The sequence below is a fragment of the Shewanella vaxholmensis genome, from assembly GCF_031932135.1.
GTDB classification, from domain to species: domain Bacteria; phylum Pseudomonadota; class Gammaproteobacteria; order Enterobacterales; family Shewanellaceae; genus Shewanella; species Shewanella hafniensis.
Genome location: NZ_JAUOEV010000008.1, coordinates 77,679 through 94,718, shown reverse-complemented (window position 1 = coordinate 94,718; position 17,040 = coordinate 77,679). Strand labels below are relative to the sequence as shown.

At 46.9% G+C, this 17,040-nt stretch carries 12 protein-coding genes, 2 pseudogenes and 1 riboswitch; of the genes and pseudogenes, 7 read left to right on the top strand and 7 right to left on the bottom strand.

The annotated features are described in order from the left end of the window. Positions 1–10 precede the first annotated feature (10 nt). The 3 genes and pseudogenes from Q4Q46_RS21355 to Q4Q46_RS09255 form a co-directional block, all read right to left on the bottom strand. Positions 11–106, bottom strand: a pseudogene (locus Q4Q46_RS21355) (hypothetical protein); the annotation flags it as partial. Positions 107–543: 437 nt separating this feature from the next. Further along, positions 544–813, bottom strand: a pseudogene (locus Q4Q46_RS09260) (GIY-YIG nuclease family protein); the annotation flags it as partial. Between the two features lie 20 nt (positions 814–833). Further along, complete coding sequence (locus tag Q4Q46_RS09255) at positions 834–2,969, bottom strand: S9 family peptidase (RefSeq protein WP_311905787.1); 2,136 nt, start codon at positions 2,967–2,969, stop codon at positions 834–836. A 180-nt stretch (positions 2,970–3,149) separates the two neighbouring features. Then, positions 3,150–3,379, top strand: a riboswitch (FMN riboswitch). A 189-nt stretch (positions 3,380–3,568) separates the two neighbouring features. Between Q4Q46_RS09255 and ribB the strand changes: the two genes are divergently transcribed. Both ribB and Q4Q46_RS09245 read left to right on the top strand, forming a co-directional pair. Next, positions 3,569–4,222, top strand: a complete 654-nt coding sequence (gene ribB, locus Q4Q46_RS09250; protein ID WP_311905786.1) for a 3,4-dihydroxy-2-butanone-4-phosphate synthase — start codon at positions 3,569–3,571, stop codon at positions 4,220–4,222. 440 nt (positions 4,223–4,662) lie between these two features. Then, the gene (locus tag Q4Q46_RS09245; RefSeq protein ID WP_311905785.1) at positions 4,663–7,887 is read left to right on the top strand and encodes an EAL domain-containing protein; all 3,225 of its coding nucleotides are present in this window, start codon (positions 4,663–4,665) and stop codon (positions 7,885–7,887) included. 72 nt (positions 7,888–7,959) lie between these two features. On the opposite strand, the gene ftnA is transcribed toward Q4Q46_RS09245, so the two are convergent. Then, positions 7,960–8,496, bottom strand: coding sequence for a non-heme ferritin (ftnA, locus tag Q4Q46_RS09240; protein WP_107946218.1), 537 nt, complete (start codon positions 8,494–8,496; stop codon positions 7,960–7,962). A gap of 349 nt (positions 8,497–8,845) precedes the next feature. Here ftnA and moeA point away from each other — a divergent pair, with 349 nt between their 5' ends. The 4 genes from moeA (at position 8,846) to Q4Q46_RS09220 (ending at position 11,914) form a co-directional block, all read left to right on the top strand. Continuing rightward, a complete protein-coding gene (gene moeA, locus Q4Q46_RS09235) occupies positions 8,846–10,099 on the top strand; it encodes a molybdopterin molybdotransferase MoeA (protein WP_311905784.1) in 1,254 nt (417 codons plus the stop codon). A gap of 10 nt (positions 10,100–10,109) precedes the next feature. Next, on the top strand, positions 10,110–10,877 hold the full coding sequence (gene moeB / locus Q4Q46_RS09230; protein WP_259524512.1) for a molybdopterin-synthase adenylyltransferase MoeB: 768 nt from the start codon (positions 10,110–10,112) through the stop codon (positions 10,875–10,877). A 99-nt stretch (positions 10,878–10,976) separates the two neighbouring features. Further along, positions 10,977–11,639 (top strand): Bax inhibitor-1 family protein, encoded by a 663-nt coding sequence (locus Q4Q46_RS09225; RefSeq protein WP_006084906.1) that lies wholly within the window; start codon positions 10,977–10,979, stop codon positions 11,637–11,639. A 17-nt stretch (positions 11,640–11,656) separates the two neighbouring features. Next, on the top strand, positions 11,657–11,914 hold the full coding sequence (locus tag Q4Q46_RS09220) for a putative hemolysin (RefSeq protein ID WP_259582584.1): 258 nt from the start codon (positions 11,657–11,659) through the stop codon (positions 11,912–11,914). A 73-nt stretch (positions 11,915–11,987) separates the two neighbouring features. Here Q4Q46_RS09220 and rlmF read toward each other — a convergent pair whose 3' ends face one another. Beyond that, on the bottom strand, positions 11,988–13,085 hold the full coding sequence (gene rlmF / locus Q4Q46_RS09215; protein ID WP_283630837.1) for a 23S rRNA (adenine(1618)-N(6))-methyltransferase RlmF: 1,098 nt from the start codon (positions 13,083–13,085) through the stop codon (positions 11,988–11,990). Between the two features lie 58 nt (positions 13,086–13,143). After that, positions 13,144–13,566 (bottom strand): flagellar basal body-associated protein FliL, encoded by a 423-nt coding sequence (locus Q4Q46_RS09210; RefSeq protein WP_012586415.1) that lies wholly within the window; start codon positions 13,564–13,566, stop codon positions 13,144–13,146. 116 nt (positions 13,567–13,682) lie between these two features. On the opposite strand from Q4Q46_RS09210, the gene Q4Q46_RS09205 reads away from it, so the two are divergent. Beyond that, positions 13,683–14,258, top strand: a complete 576-nt coding sequence (locus Q4Q46_RS09205; RefSeq protein ID WP_107946211.1) for a chorismate--pyruvate lyase family protein — start codon at positions 13,683–13,685, stop codon at positions 14,256–14,258. An 81-nt stretch (positions 14,259–14,339) separates the two neighbouring features. Here the strand turns inward: Q4Q46_RS09205 and Q4Q46_RS09200 are convergent, their stop codons facing one another. Then, complete coding sequence (locus tag Q4Q46_RS09200; protein WP_311905783.1) at positions 14,340–16,937, bottom strand: immune inhibitor A domain-containing protein; 2,598 nt, start codon at positions 16,935–16,937, stop codon at positions 14,340–14,342. Positions 16,938–17,040 lie beyond the last annotated feature (103 nt).

Sequence of the window (17,040 nt, the reverse complement as noted above, 5' to 3'; positions counted from 1 at the left end):
CTATTTCGAGTTAAAGTAGCTTCATATTTAGCTCTGCCGCTTCAAATCTAGGAGTTAAGTTCCTCATTCTACTAAACTCAGCACAGAAACTTTGACTAATTCCTGCACCTTCACAGAACTATTTTGCTGTAACATGATTAAGAACATTCGCATATTTCAACATTTGTAAATTCAACTAAACGCTGGACGGGTTACGCGGGCAGTGTTCGGAGCGACTCGAGTATTCTTATAGATTTCAGCTCCATCATTCTACGATGTCCCACTGTTTTTATGTAATTTATATAAAAACAACTAAGTATGAATAGACTAATTAAATTGAACCGAAATATACAAAGATTTTGACTTGCCTTTACTCGGATGCGAGAAAGTGCTCACTATTGCTCTATATTTGTCCTATTGAATAGCAACCGGCACAATTTATCGCTACGACAATTGCTAAATTCTACTACTTAGCAACAGAGTTGGAATATATGTAAGCTTACAGAATACTCTGTGCTTAATCATTGTATTCAAATACCAATGACTTAACCGGATTTTGCTCTTTTATATCGCACTACGATCGACAATATCAATCAACGCCAGCTTTTGAGCACGACTCAGCTTTTTAACTGCTATTTCACGGCGCAGTGCATCGCCGTGACTACCAACCTGCTCTTGATACATCAGCGTTAATGGACCTTTACCCCGCAGATACTTAGCGGATTTGATGCCACCCGACTGATGCTCACTAAAGCGTCGCGCTACGTCAGTGGTGACGCCTGTGTATAAATGCCCGTTGGCGCAGCGGACTATATACAAGTACCAAAGGGCTGATTCGGTCACTTACGAATGACCTACTTCGCCATGCCTAACAGACTCAAGAAGAAGGCATATTCTTGGGCTGTGTCTTGGTATTGGCGATAGCGACCACTCTTACCGCCGTGTCCGGCTTCCATATCCACGTTAAGTAACAAGACTTTATCGTCGCTCTTATACCATTGGTTTTTAACATCGCGCAGCTTAGCGACCCACTTGGCGGGTTCAAAATACTGCACCTGTGAATCATGCAAACCCGTCGTCACTAACATGTGTGGGTATTCTTGCTCGGTGACATTGTCATAGGGCGAGTAACTCAGCATGTAATCAAAATAGGTTTTCTCGTTCGGATTGCCCCACTCGTCGTACTCATTGGTCGTCAGCGGAATCGACTCGTCCAGCATAGTGGTCACCACATCAACAAACGGCACATGAGCGGCGATGGCAAAATACTTATCCGGCGCTTGGTTAGCAATTGCGCCCATTAGTAAACCTCCCGCGCTGCCGCCAGAGGCGACGACCTTGTTTTTATCGCCATAACCTTGTGCCGTTAATGCCGTTGTTACATCGATAAAATCATTGAAGGTGTTTTGTTTATTCAACAGCTTACCGTCGTCATACCAAGGGCGGCCGAGCATTTCTGAACCGCGCACATGAGCGATGGCATACACAAAGCCACGATCGAGCAGACTGATAACAGATGATGAAAAATCGGGTTCAACTGTGTAACCGTAAGATCCATAACCGTATTGATACAGAGGGTTAGTGCCATCTGTCTTGAATTTATCTTTACGATACACCAAAGAAACGGGCACTTTCACACCATCACGGGCGGTAATAAACACACGTTCGGCACGATATTGGCTGGCATCGAAGCCACCTAAGACTTGATCTTGTTTCAATAAATCCCGTCTATCTGGATTCACTAGCGAATATTCGTATACGGCTTCTGGCGTTGTCAGGCTAGAGTAGAAAATGCGTAACTTATTGCTGTCTTGCTGAGAATTAACATCTAAACCCATCACATAGGCAGGTTCATCAAAACTCAGTTCGAAAGGCTTTTGACCATTGAACGGCATCACTTTAATTCGCGTCAGGCCATTTTCGCGGGTCTGAATAATCAGATAATCCTTGAGTACCAACTCGTCTTCAATACGGGCATTGGGGTTATGCGCAACCACTTCTTGCCACTTAGATTTGTCCGCCGCATCTTTGATGGCGACTTTCATCAAACGGAAGTTAGTCGCCTGCCAGTTGGTGAGAATGTAATAAGTATCACCCAGCTTAGACACACTGTATTCGTGGCCTTCTTCCCGCGCTAACACTGGCTTGAATAAACCCAAAGGTTCGCTGGCATCGAGCACTGACACTTCGCTCGTCGTGGTGCTCTCTTGGAACAACACAATTTGCGACTCATCTAAGGTTTTGCCCAGCGAGATATAAAAAGAATCGTCTTGTTCTTCATACACTAAAACATCGCTCGACTGCTTAGTGCCCAGCTCATGGCGATACACTTGGTAGCCAAGTAAGGTCTGCAAATCTTTGGCGATATAGAACACATGTTTGTTGTCGTTCGCCCACACTACGCGACCTTCGGTGTTTTCAAGCACGTCGACGATCATGTCACCCGAGGCCAAATCTTTAAAATAGATGTGGTATACACGGCGACTGAGGACGTCTTCGCCAAAGGCCAACATGGTTTCATCTGGGCTCACACTCGCGCCGCCTAAGCCATAAAACTCATGGCTCTTAGCTCGCTCGTTAACATCCAGCATCACTTGCTCAACGCCATCGGCGCCCTTACGGCTGATTAGCGGATATTCGCCGCCTTCTTTATAACGACTGTAATAGCTGTGCTGGTGCCATTGGTACGGCACGCTCGACTCATCGGCAACTAAGCGCTCAGTTAACTCTTTAAAAAGGCCATCTTGCAGCGGCTTTAAGGGTTTGAAATAAGCCGCAGTGTAGCGATTCTCAGCTTCGAGATGGGCCAACACTTTAGGATCTTTGCGTTCATCGTCACGCAGCCAATAGTAATCATCGGTGCGCGTTACGCCATGCAAGGTCATCACATGGGGAATTTTTTCAGCAACTGGGGCGGGTACTTGCCCTTTTGAGGTCGAACAACCGGATAACAACATGGCAATACCTAAAGTTAGCAGCAGAGATCGCATTTATACGTCCTTGTGACGTCCATAACGACCGTCGCAGAATGCAACGGCAAGTCAATAAGCTTATGTGTTCAATATGATAGTGGTCAGGTGTGCACTAGCGCAAACATTGAACGCGAGAAGTTGCCATTCGCGGTAAATAAGAGCAACATAACGGCGTTTTTGAGCGCAAACGGCTCAAAAGCAAATTCTCAGGGCGGGGTGAAACTCCCCACCGGCGGTAAATGGGTAACGCTAAGTGATTATTTAACTGAGCATCCCCAAAGCCCGCGAGCGCCCGAAATCACTTTCGGGGTCAGCAGATCTGGTGCCTTAGATTTTGCCTAGTGCAAAACTGACTATTCCAGAGCCGACGGTAATGGACTGTTTGCTTTAATGGCGACAGTGCTGAGTCCGGATGGAAGAGAATGTAAGACAACATTGTGGTATTTAAGTGCAACGCGCTTGTGTATCGCAGTGTTAGCCTCATGTTTTGCAATAACTTCACCCCAAGTGAAGCGATATTGCTACAGCAAAATCGAGCCATTAGGTTTGATTAAGTTGTATTTCTGCACGCCCTGATTCTGGATATTCCAATGTCGTATTTTTTAAGGATATTAACCATGAATCAGTCTTTACTTGCTCCTTTTGGTACTGCTATCGAACGCGTTGAAGCGGGTCTTAATGCCCTGCGTCAAGGCCAAGGTGTGTTAGTGGTCGATGACGAAGATAGAGAAAACGAAGGCGATTTAATTTTCGCTGCCGAGACGCTGACGAACGCCCAAATGGCCATGCTCATCCGTGAATGTAGCGGTATTGTTTGCCTGTGTTTACCCGATGAAAAAGTCAAAGCCCTCGAACTGCCTGCTATGGTCGAGCACAACTCGAGCCAATACGGCACAGCTTTTACTGTGAGTATCGAAGCAACTGTCGGTGTAACGACTGGGGTTTCTGCCGCTGACCGCGTGACCACCATTAAAGCCGCGATTGCCGACAACGCTAAACCAAGCGATCTCGCTCGCCCTGGCCATGTGTATCCACTTCGCGCCCAACAGGGCGGCGTGCTAACCCGCCGCGGCCACACCGAAGGCACGATCGATTTAGTGCAACTCGCTGGCTTAAAACCCGCTGGCGTGTTGTGCGAAGTCACCAATCCCGACGGTACTATGGCGCGTTTACCCGAAATTATCGCCTTCGGCGCACTGCACAATATGCCTGTGCTGACGATTGAAGACATAGTGGTCTACCGTAAATCGTTATTGGCTAAGGTCGGTTAAGTCAGACCTCAATGGCCTAAACTTGGGTCATTAGCTAAAAAATAAAGGACGTTTCGCTGCGGCAAACGTCCTTTTTATTGGGCGTTATTTGCAGCCCAACTTCGCCTATCCCACTTTTTAGATCTTCCCTAAATCACTGCCCATGAAACATGAAATAAAGTCATTCTTTCGAATGATTAAAAACAGCCTCACATCACAGACAAATGAAATGTTTGTTTGATAGGCAAAAAATACACTAATAAAAATAGTTGCTTAGCTCGATATATAACAATCTGCTTAATTTCGTGACCTAGATTAGATATCCATAAACTAAAGGTCGCCGTGACTGGCCGCCTATGTTAAATATTCTCACCCTGTGCCTAGTTCCATTTTCAACTCAAGTTCAACGTGATGACGTTGAATTTCTTTTTTAGCTAGGCGAACGAGTGGAGTGATCTTTAATGCCGTCAGCGCTACACCACCTCAGTTTGAAGCAAAAGCTCATTCTGTTTTCGCTTGTCCCCTTGTTGATGATGAGTTTTTTTATTCTGACTCGCATGCATGGCTTAATAAATGAATCACACTCGGCCAAGCACAACCATCTTGCAGTGCAGACGACGGTACAAATCACTGAATTACTTTATCAGTTGCAGAACGAATATGGTCTGAGCACCAATCAACTGCCCGCCGATAACGCGCTAGTCGCGCAACAACAGGCGACCTCCAACGCATTCAATACGTTACTTAATAGCGAACCTTTAGCCCACCTCAGTGAGGCGCTCGATCCTAGCAGTATTGAAGCCAGTCAGATGAACGCATTATTAGATGCCATCACACTCACAGGCCACAGACTCGCCAACGCACGCCAAACCCTTGCGAGCGAAACACAAAGCCCGTTTACTGACCTCTATAGTCAACTGCACACTCAGCTGTTGCAGCTCATTCAGTTATTGCAGTTACTGACCAACGAAATCAGCCAATCCCGCGCCTATACCGATTTATTAAACCTGCTAATGGTGCAGGAACTCGCCGTAAAAGAACGTAGCGCAATTAATCATTTGCTGCTCAGCGACTCACTCAATCTGAATGATTACCGCACCATAGGCTCCTTCATGTATGAATATGGCCGAGCTGTGATGCACGCGAGCAATGCAGCGATTTCCGATAGAAAATCGTTACTGAAAAACCTGCAAGATTCGCCAGAGAATCAACGTATTCTGCAGATAAGCCAACAAATTGAGCAGCAAACCCGCATTAGCGCACTGGCACAAAATATTAATGCCAACTTAGGTTACGGTGGCTTAATGGGGAGTTTTCAGGACTATCTGCTAAAGGGCGATGACGTTTCACTGCAAAAATTTAATAGCGCGCTGGCGACGATTCACCTCAACTTAGATGAACTCAATCACGAGACCCGCTTTCTTCCCAAATTTAAGCCAGCGCTGAAAACCCTTGAGGACAGCATAGATCAATACCAATTCAGCATGGCCAAGCTGCAGCAACTGAAGCAGCAAGGCTTGCCGATGGCGGAGATCAACGCCATTGCGCAAGTCCCAGCCAGTGAGGACAAGTTAAGCCAAGCGATGACACAGTTGCTAATGCCGCCACATCCGATTGACAGCCAAAAATGGTGGGCGCTCACCACCCAGCGTATCGAACAACTGCATCAACTCGCCAAAGACATCACCCAGACCATGGCGCAGCAGAGCGAGTATCAACAAAACCAAGCCCTGACCTTCCTTGGCCTGTACTTGTTATCAGCCCTATTTACCGCAACCGTTACACTCTGGCTCGGACAGAAGATCATTCGCAACTTTATGGATAAAATCACTAAGATTGCCAATGATATGCAGCAAATGGCGGAAGATCCCAAGCTCAATATCAATATTCGCGTCTCAGGTACCGATGAACTGGCTCGCATGGCTCGCGCCATGAACCGCATGATCAGCGAACGGCAGAAGGCAAACCATGCCCTCACCCGCGCCGCTGCGGTATTTGACTATTCTGCCGAGGGCATAATGGTGACTGATGCCGACAACCATATCGAACTGGTCAATCCGGCTTTCTGCAATATTACTGGCTATACATTGGAAGACGTGAAAGGCCGCAGTCCATCCATCCTCAGTTCTAGCCGCCATTCGCAGCACTTTTACACCACCATGTGGGAGTCGCTTCAAACAGAAGGAAAATGGGAGGGCGAGGTTTGGAATAAGCGCAAAAATGGCCAAGTGTATCCCGAGTATTTAGCCATTACTGTGGTGCGAAATGAGCAAGGACAAATAATCCAACACATTGGTTTATTTATGGATATCAGTAAGCGTAAGCAATATGAGCAAGATCTTTGGTATCAAGCCAACTTCGATACGTTAACGGGACTGCCTAATCGTAAGCTGTTTAATGAGCGCCTGCAGCACGAAATCCATGTGGCGCAGCATGACTCACGCAAACTGGCGATTCTGCTGATAGATTTAGACCAATTCAAATACATCAACGATGTGCAAGGCCATGCCACGGGCGATCTATTACTTAAAGATGTGGCCAAACGCTTAGAAGGCATTGCGGGTAAAACCGACTTTATCGCCCGCATCGGGGGGGATGAGTTTGTGCTTATATTGCCGCGACTGACCAACGAACTCGCCATCGAACACATGGCAACGCGTATTATCGAAGCCTTAGGCATACCATTTGACTTAAATGACCGCGAGATCCAGATTTCAGCCAGCTTTGGTATCGGCGTCTATCCCGAAGATGGTTTGGATACCAGCTCACTCACCCGCAATACCGAAACCGCCATGTATCAAGCCAAAGATGCGGGACGGAATAATTTTAAATACTTCACCGCGGGTATGAATCAAGCCATGTTCGCCCGGATGGAATTAGAGCAACGCCTGCGCCGCGCCGTGGCACAAAATGAATTTGCCCTGCATTATCAACCCATAGTGGATATGCAAACTGGAGTGGTCTGCAGCGTCGAAGCCCTTATCCGCTGGCAAGACCCCGACTTTGGCCTGATCCCACCGGATCAATTTATCCCGCTGGCCGAAGAAACCGGACTGATAGAACCTATGGGCGAATGGGTGCTCAACCAAGCCATGCATGATCTCAGGCAGTGGCAAAAAAGTGGCTTAAAAATCAATGTCGCGATTAATGTTTCCGGTCGCCAATGCATCAACACCCGCGGCATGGGATTCGACCAAGTGCTGCAGGAATGCTTTAACCGCCACCATGTAAACCCACGCAATGTGCATATTGAGATCACTGAGAGCATGCTGATGGGCGATGCCAGCCATTGCTTGAGCACGCTCGAATCGATTCGCCATTTAGGCTCGCAAATCTATATCGATGATTTCGGCACAGGTTATTCTTCCCTGAGTTATTTGAAAAAATTCCCGATTTCAGTGATTAAAATCGATCGTAGCTTTGTGGAAAATGCCCTCGAAAGTAACGCTAATGCTAACTTAGTCAAAGCTATCGTCATGATGGGGCAAAGTCTCGAAATGGAGTTAGTGGCCGAAGGCATAGAAACCGAGGCCCAGTGGCACTTCCTGCGGGATCTAGGTTGCCACTTTGCCCAAGGATATTTGATCTCTAAACCACTGCCCTTCGACGAGATCACGCCCTTGCTGCACATCAAGCACACAGCACTGCTCAATCATGATTACCAAGATAGTTGTGTGAATATCTAAGCTTATAAAAAATAAAATGATAAAGAACAAAAAAGCAGCCTAGGCTGCTTTTTTGTGGCAAATAAAACGGACTTAAGCCTGTGGTTGGCCTTGACCGTTCATTATGCTTTCGCCGCCCTTAGAGGCTAACTTAGCTAAATCTTTATCAATAAAGAACAGCGCCTTACCATCTTCACCCACTAAACGTATCTTATCGACAATCGACTTAAACAGCTTTTCTTCTTCGTGCTGCTCGGCCACATACCATTGCAGGAAGTTGAAGGTTGAATAGTCTTGATTCGAAAAGGCAGCATGGGCCAAGGCATTGATCTGACTGGTAATCAACTGCTCATGTTCATAGGTGAGTTCGAACAGAGCCAGCAGCGAATCAAACTGTGACTGTGGCGCTTCAATCGCCCCCAACAAAGGTAAGCCACCGGTTTCACTCACATAAGTGAACAAACGACGCATATGGCCCATCTCTTCGTCCGCGTGCTCGCGCATAAATTTAGCTGCACCTTCAAATCCCTGATCTTCACACCAAGCGCTCATTTGCAGGTATAAATTTGAGGAGAAGAACTCCATATTAATTTGTTCATTCAACTTTTCGATCATAGTGGCTGACAGCATAGTAAATCCTCTTTTGCGTTCGAACTGAATCATGGGGCACATTGTCATCAAGGGGGTCGACAAAAGCAACAAAATTTACCTTTAGATTTTTAGCTAAGTTAATGATTCATTGATAAAAATGATTTTCATTTGTCCAGCGACTCGCGTTCAGCCTTCGACTTAGCTGCGCAAATTGCGTTACTTCTTGCTAGGTTATCATCCAAAGTGGCAGGAAAAACTGACTGGCCTATCACAGAAACTCACATGCAAATCATAGCCATCGCCGATCACCGTGGCATAATAGCCAATCATAGTCAGGTGGAAATTCATTCAGCGTCATCACGACCCATTGCATATAAGGCAGACCCTCATGTCCGTAAAAGCCGATCCTTGTTCGCAACCTAGCTTAATGCATCCAGATCAAGCTATTCCCCTTTTGCTCGAACAAGTTAGCCCAGTGTCAGAGACAGAAGTCGTATTGCTTCCCCATGCTCTTGGCCGCGTCCTTGCAGAAGATCTCGCTTCCTGTATAGACCTGCCCCCCTTCGACAACTCCTCAATGGACGGTTACGCCTTCCGTTTTGTCGACTTGAATACGCAAACCAATCGCACCTCATTACGCCTCATCGGCACTTCCTTCGCCGGCCATGGTTTTGAAGGTGAAGCCAAACCTAATACCTGCATACGGATCATGACGGGCGCCCCCATGCCTGCGGGTTATGACACAGTGCAAATGCAGGAAGAAGCCGAAGTTGAAGGTGAGATTATTCATATTCGCCACCCTAAGGCACAAGGTGCCAATGTGCGTTGCCGTGGCGAAGAACTGACCCAAGGCACTAAAGTACTTACTGCTGGTATTCAAATTGGTGCTGCCGAACTCGGCGTATTGGCCACTATTGGTATCAGCCAAGTGCGAGTCTATCGTCAACTTAAGGTGGCGTTTTTCTCCACGGGTGACGAACTGCGTCCTGTTGGCAGCGAACTCGCGCCGGGGCAAATTTACGATTCAAACCGTTACTCGATTCAAGGTTTACTCAGCCGCGCTAATGTGGAATGGCTTGATTTAGGCGTAATAGCCGATGATCCTGAAGCCATACGTCAGGCATTTCGCCAAGCCGCCAGCCAAGCAGATATGGTGCTAACCTCGGGCGGCGTGTCGGTAGGCGAAGCGGATTTCACGAAACAAATTCTCGATGAAGAAGGCAAAATCACCTTCTGGAAACTCGCCATCAAACCAGGCAAGCCCTTCGCCATGGGAAAAATTGGCAAGGCGGTATTCTGTGGTTTACCGGGCAATCCCGTGTCTTCTATGGTGACGTTTTATAAGCTCGTTTGGCCTATCCTGAACAAGATGCAGGGTTTAACCCCAGTTGAACCTTTGATGTTAGACGCCATACTCACCACACCGGTGCGTAAACAACCGGGCCGCGTCGAATATCAACGGGGCATTTTAAGCCGTAATGCAGAGGGCAAACTCGAGGTTGCCATTACTGGTAGCCAAGGTTCTGGCATGTTGACTTCAATGAGCCTAGCGAACTGTTTCGTTTTATTGGAACAATTCCAAGGGGATACTGCCGCTGGCACGCAAGTGACGGTCGAGCCCTTTAACAGCGTGCTCTGCTAGGAAAATCTCTATGAATGTGCCTGACGATATTCTCAGCGACAGCGAACTCTTAAGATACAGCCGTCAGATCTCCATCAAAGCCATGGATATCGACGGCCAAGAACACCTAAAACAAGCGAAAGTGTTGATGATAGGTGCAGGCGGATTAGGCTGCGCCGCCAGCCAATACCTCACAGTTGCAGGGATTGGCGAGCTGACCTTGGTCGATTTTGATCACGTTGAACTCTCTAACCTGCAGCGCCAAGTGCTGCATCAAGATACCAATGTCGGCCAGCCAAAAGTCGAATCGGCCAAACAGAGCCTGAGTCAGCTCAATCCCTTTATTAAGATCAACATTATCAATGCAGTATTAGATGATCATGAGATTGACGCCCTTGTCGCCAATCACAATCTAGTGCTCGACTGCACCGATAATGTCAGTGTACGCGAACAACTCAACCTCAGCTGTTTTAAGCATAAAGTGCCCTTAGTCTCCGCAGCGGCAATTCGCATGGAAGGCATGGTCACAGTGTTCGATTATCACAGCGAAACACCTTGTTATCATTGCTTTAGCGCCCTATTTGGCGAGCAACAACTCAGCTGTGTCGAGTCGGGCATCCTAGCCCCTGTGGTCGGCATGATAGGTTGTTTACAGGCGGTTGAAGCCATCAAGGTCATCACTGGCATGGGTAAAACCTTAGCGGGCCGCATTTTGATGATCGATGCGATGACGATGGAGTTTCGTGAGATGAAACTACCGAAACACGCCAACTGCAGTGTCTGTGGTACTCAGGCTTAAGATATTCTCGCTTGAAAAACGGCTTTACTTGCCTTAACTTAGCTCGACGCTGGTGAGGCTGAACGACCAGTTAATATAAGGAAATCACAAGGAAAACATATGGATTCGGAAAACAGTGTATTTGATCGCATGACCACAGACGATCCCATCGTTGGCGCAGGCATGTACAACCTCGTTATCGGCCTCACGCTGATTTGGGGTTTTGCGGTTAACTATTGGATGGTCACCAATATCGACCCAGAAGCGATTGCCAGCGTGAATCCTTGGATTTTCTTTATCGGCTATTTTGCCTCCTGTTTTTTCGGGATTTATCTGTTTCAAAAATCGAGCAATCCCGTCGTCAGCTTTATTGGCTACAACTTTGTAGTCGTCCCCTTCGGCTTGATTATCAATATGGTAGTCAGTCAATACGACCCTGAGTTAGTGACGGAAGCCATTCGCATCACAGGCCTAGTGACCATTGCCATGATGTGTTTGGGCACACTCTTTCCCGCCTTTTTCCAAAAAATTTCCGGCGCACTCACGATTGCTTTGGTACTCGTCATCGTCGTCGAACTGATTGAAGTATTTATCTTTAATACCCACCACGGGATTTTAGATTGGATCGTCGTGCTGATTTTCTGCGGGTATATTGGGTACGACTGGGGACGGGCGAATCAAATTCCGAAAACCATAGATAATGCCATCGATAGCGCAGCCGCTTTGTATATGGATATCATCAACTTATTCCTACGCATTCTGCGAATTTTAGGGCGTAAATAAGTGTTCAAGGAGGGTCTATGAAAGTCCTATTACCGCTTGCTGCAACTTTACTGCTGGCAACTGTGGCACTCGTGGGTTGCGGCGAAGCTGAAAAGCCTGCTGCGCAAGTTAAAATTGCCAATCCAGCCTCAGAGTATTGCATCTCCCAGGGTGGTAGCTTGGCAATAGAGAAAACCGCCGAAGGTGAGCATGGCATCTGTACCTTGCCAAACGGTGAAGCCATGGAAGAGTGGGCGTTATTCCGCCGAGATCATCAGGAAGAAAAGCCGCAGTAACAGTGGTTATTTTTACCTTTAATCAAAACAGGCGCCATTGGCGCCTGTTTTGTTATTAAGTAAACTGAAAATCTTAATTGGCTAAGTGTTCAGCGCGCCAGATTTTGCGCTTAGCGGCCGACTGAAAGCTCCACGCTAAGACCCGCGTAATTTTATTGCCTTGCTGCATTTCAATCGTCTTTACGGTATCGACGTTCAACTGTGCTAAGGCTTGATAACAAGGTTTCAGGTTTTCTTGCTTCGATACTAGGCTAGTAAACCACAAGCATTGGTCTGCAAACATCTGACTCTCACGGATCATGGTCGCCAAGAACTGTCGCTCTCCACCTTGGCACCAAAGTTCTGCCGCTTGGCCGCCGAAATTCAGCTTAGGTGCAGCCTTTACTGAGTTCCCCCGATTAAGCTGTAGATTATTCACCTTACGCTTTGTACCTTCGCTCGCTTCGGCCATAGAGGCATGAAACGGAGGATTACACAGGGTTAACTCAAAACGTTCTTCGGCTTGAATAACTCCCTTGAATACCGCCTTGTCATCTGGCTGTAATCTTAAGCTTATCCGCCCTTGCAGCACTGGGTTTTGCTCGATAATACTCTGCACATTGGTGAGTGAATGGGCATTGATATCCGAGGCAACATATTGCCAGCCGTACACTTGGCAGCCCAATATGGGATAAATGCCGTTCGCGCCTGTGCCAATATCCAGCACCCTCGCCTTATCCATGGCACATGACTTATCGCCTTCGGCTAACAGATCTGCCACGTAATGCACATAATCGACGCGACCGGGGATCGGAGGACATAACGCTCCTTCAGGAATATTCCAAGAACCAATTCCATAGTGATGTTTGAGTAGCGCCGCATTGAGGGTTTTAACTGCCAGCGGGTCGGCAAAATCTACCGATAGCGCGCCATAGGGCGTGGGCCGCACAAAGGTTTTCAGCTGAGGAAATGCACTGATTAGCGCCGGAAAATCATAGCCATTCAAGTGGGCGTTACGCGGATGCAGGGCTTTTTTGATTTCTACTCTTGGTTTGTCTTTGCTTGGCCTTACTCTGCCTTTAGCTTCAGGTTTAGCCTGCTTTGGTGCTTTAACTTTTTGGCGGATGTTAACTGCACGGGTTGCGGTTTTCGCAGTCGCTGATTGAACGGATTTCACGGCAGGTTTTGACATAGCAGCTCTTGTAACGCAATGGGCCGAAATAAGTCAGCCCATAGAATAAGACAATGAATTAATCGTACAGATAAGAGGTAAAGAGTAAGTTTACAATCAAGGCCTTGCCCGCTTCTTTGGTGAGCAGATTATTGACCATATCGAAGCACTCACGACGGATTTCTTCACGGCCAGTGAGTGACTTAATCTTTTCTTCTGATTGATTACCTAACACTTCAACAATCGCGGCGCGCAATAGCGGATCGTGACGCTCAACTGTGACCAAATCATCTGGGCTCTTAACCATTAACTCGACGCTGATCTTCACAAAACCTAATTTCTTGCGGTTAGAAATGTAGTTAGTGACGATTTCGGGCTCAAAACCATAGTAGGCGTACTCACCCGTAGGCGTCGCTGCAGGTGCCGCTTCTTTTTCATCGGCCGCATAAACACTGAAAACACTGGTAAACAGGATCAGACAGACTGAGAGTAATTTTTTCATAGCGGCTTACGGCTCCCTAAAAACAATAATGGTAATGGAAGAAACTTCCCAATCTATCTGCTCGCGTCGCGACATGTTAAACTGCCGACGTTTGCCTATATTGTAACGAGTATTTAATGAATGTGACTAGCTTAAGCTTCCCCTATGGTGAATCTATTCAGTGGTTTTCAGCCGAACTAGCCGACAAACTCCCAAAATCGCCCTTGAAAGAATGGTTGCTAGCTACAGGCAGCCTAACTCAAAAACTCAAAACTTGCTGCACTCAATTTGAAGTCAAAGTCCTTGGCGAAGGGCTGCATGCGCCCTTAGATGGCGAATATCCCCAGCAAGGCTCAGTATGGATCCGCGAAGTGTTACTTTGCCTCGACTCAATCCCTTGGGTGTTTGCCAGAACCTTGATCCCCGAAAAGTTAATGGCCGAGCGCCAAGCGGATTTTTTAGGGCTGGGCACCCGCCCCTTAGGTGAACTACTGTTTAGCCAAGATCATTTTGTCCCTGGCAGAATCGAAGTCGCCAGTTTTGAGACCTGTAGTCGCCTAGCGCATTTAGCCGAAAGTTTAGATCAGAGTGTCGAACATGAACTCTGGGGACGCCGCCGCTATTTTCACCACGGTGAACACGAAATGATTGTCAGTGAAATCTTTCTGCCTGCGGCCGAGCAAGCTATCCGTAAGCTTGAATCCGAGCTTTAGCCAAAGCTGCACTAATGACTGATGACAAATAAAAATGCCTCTAAATTAGAGGCATTTTTGATCTGCTATCACGCGATTCACTTAGCGAATATTTAACTGGCGACGCCAAGTCAATAAGCCAAGGAAAACAAGGCTCAACCAACCTAGACTACCACCGCCAGAACTCTCATTCGCCGGCGGAGTCACAGGAGGTGTGACAGGGGGCGTAACTGGTGCGGTAACAGTCACTATCAAACTACTAATATCCTTAGTATTTTGCGCATCAGTTACTGTAAGCGTCACAGTATAAGTGCCCGCCTTCGCATAGGTATGGGTTGGCGAAGCCGCTGTACTTGTGGTGCCATCACCAAAATCCCAAGCGTAGGTTAATGCCCCCATACCACCATTAATATTACTGGTGAAGTTTACAACTAATTGATTGACTGTATTAGTAAAACTGACTGTTAACGGCGCTACAGCATCAGAATTTGCATTTGCTAACCGAATAACCGCTGTGCTGTTATTACTGGCTTGCGATAGTACCTGCATCGTCAAACCTAACTGCTGCAATACCATACCTGACTGGGGTTGTAGCGGCGCACTGTAATCTAGACTATCATCAAATAAACTGACAGCATCGCGATTATTGTCACCTGCATAGAAGGTTTGTTTTACTGTGCTAAAGGCTGCATCGCGGATTTGTACCTCGGTAGAGCGAGTGCCAATCAGGTTTTGGTCAGCATCAATCACGCCAATCAAGCCATGGCCCGCATGATCCGAGACATTATTGTCACTGTAACCAAAATCTTCTAACCAGACTAATACACCAGGATCAAAACTTGCCACGTTTAAGCCAGCATCGACACCGTTATGGCTACGCAGTTGGATAAGATAGCGAGATGCTGGCCCAGGACGTGAGTCCTTAATCCGACTATAACCATAGAACGTCACTTTATCCGCAACTTCGGCGTTATCACTATAGAACTCAGTGGTATTTTGTTTAACGCTGATGTTATCGAGGGTGATCCCTGACCCTCCGGTATAGTCATCGGTGACATAATTGATCTCGACCGCAATCGTTTTCCCTGAATAGGCAGATAAATCATACTCTAACGTTACCCAAGCATCATTGCCTTCCGCCTGAGCAATCGCAGACGACTCGCCAGTAATAATATGACGAGCGCTATTTACCCCATTGTTAAACTTAGTGTAATTACCCGCAATAGCCTCACCATCCACTTTCACCTGCATGTAGTCATAGTCACGTTCAATACTCCAACTGGCTTTCATACTCAGGATCAGTTTATCTGTCGTGACTGCGGGCAAAGTAACATTGAAATTCATGCTGTTATTCAGCATATCCCCTTGACCAGAATAATACTGATAACTGCCCTGATAAGGTTTTTTAAAGGGGATTGGCGTTGGAGGAAGTGGAATAGAGACTTGGTTAACCGCCTGATGATTAACCGCTTCATTCAACGTTACTTCCATGCCTGATTTAGGAATGCTATCTAAGGTGATTTCACGCTCATTCAACCACTTACCTTTATATCTTTCCTGTAGGTAAGAGCGCGCATAGGGACTAAAGCCACTCGGCTGGGCACCAGCGATAGCGCCAGCCCAACTTCCACCAGACATCAAAGACCATAACCCTACTGGCGAGCCGTCTTTATTATCATTTTCAGTGGTATCGTATTCATCTGGCAGACCTAAATCATGGCCAAATTCGTGGGTACACACGCCCGTGGCCGCATCGATAGGCTGAATGGTATAACCGAATACTTTTTTATCCGTACCAGGAAGCGCATAGCCATTAGTTGCTTGGTCGACAAAAAATCGATGCGACCAAATTGCACTCGCACCTAAGGCTCCACCACCGGCTTCTTCACCTATGCTAGAGTGGAAAATCATCACATGGTCGATAATGCCATCGGGCTCGTTGTAATTACCGTTGTTGTTAAAATCATTTTGGTCTTCAACATCATAGCTAGCCAACTCTGCAGGAGACATATTTGCGACGGCTTGAGATACGGCTTCTTTTACCAATAGTTCGACCTGTGAATCACTACGAGTATCTGGATCATTAGCACCATAGTATTCGGCATTTTGTGAGGCGGTATACCAACCCTTTACATCCCCAGTAAAGGAGAAGGTTTGCCCTGAAACCGCTTGATAATATTGATAAGCCGAATCTAGCGTCTGCCCCTGTGGACCATTAAAGCCAGTCGTCGAAAAGAGTAATGCCTTGTAGTGGGACGCAGGATAACTTGGGTAATACATGGCCGTATCGCCCGCACTTAAGCCATTGTTATCATGTTTTAAATCAGGAAAATCCACTAATATAGAGAGTACTTTAACGGTTTTTTTTACATCCGCATCAACCAGTAAACGCTGTGCAGGTGATCGCATCATTTGCGATGACTTAGCTCTTTGCAGACGCGCATGTTCGGCTTCAACTTCGATGCGCGGCGCCTTAGGTTGAGCCAAAGTGGCACGATGAATATACGCTTCTATCGCTTCCTGCTTGACGCTATCACTGGCATCGGCGGCCACTTCGCCACGTTTAATCAACCAATATAAAATTCGATCTTTATTAATCACACCCGCATCAGCAGGCGTATGATTCGGAGCCGCAATACTCGCGCCGCTAATCAATGCCAACATCAGTCCAAACGCTGTCACGCCTTTTGTACTTCGCATTTTTAACATCCTTACTGTAACAGCCAACACCATTCTATTTATTAAGACTAGTGTCTCTTTGTATTAAGACAAATTTGCCTTTATGAGTCATCTACTCAGGGTT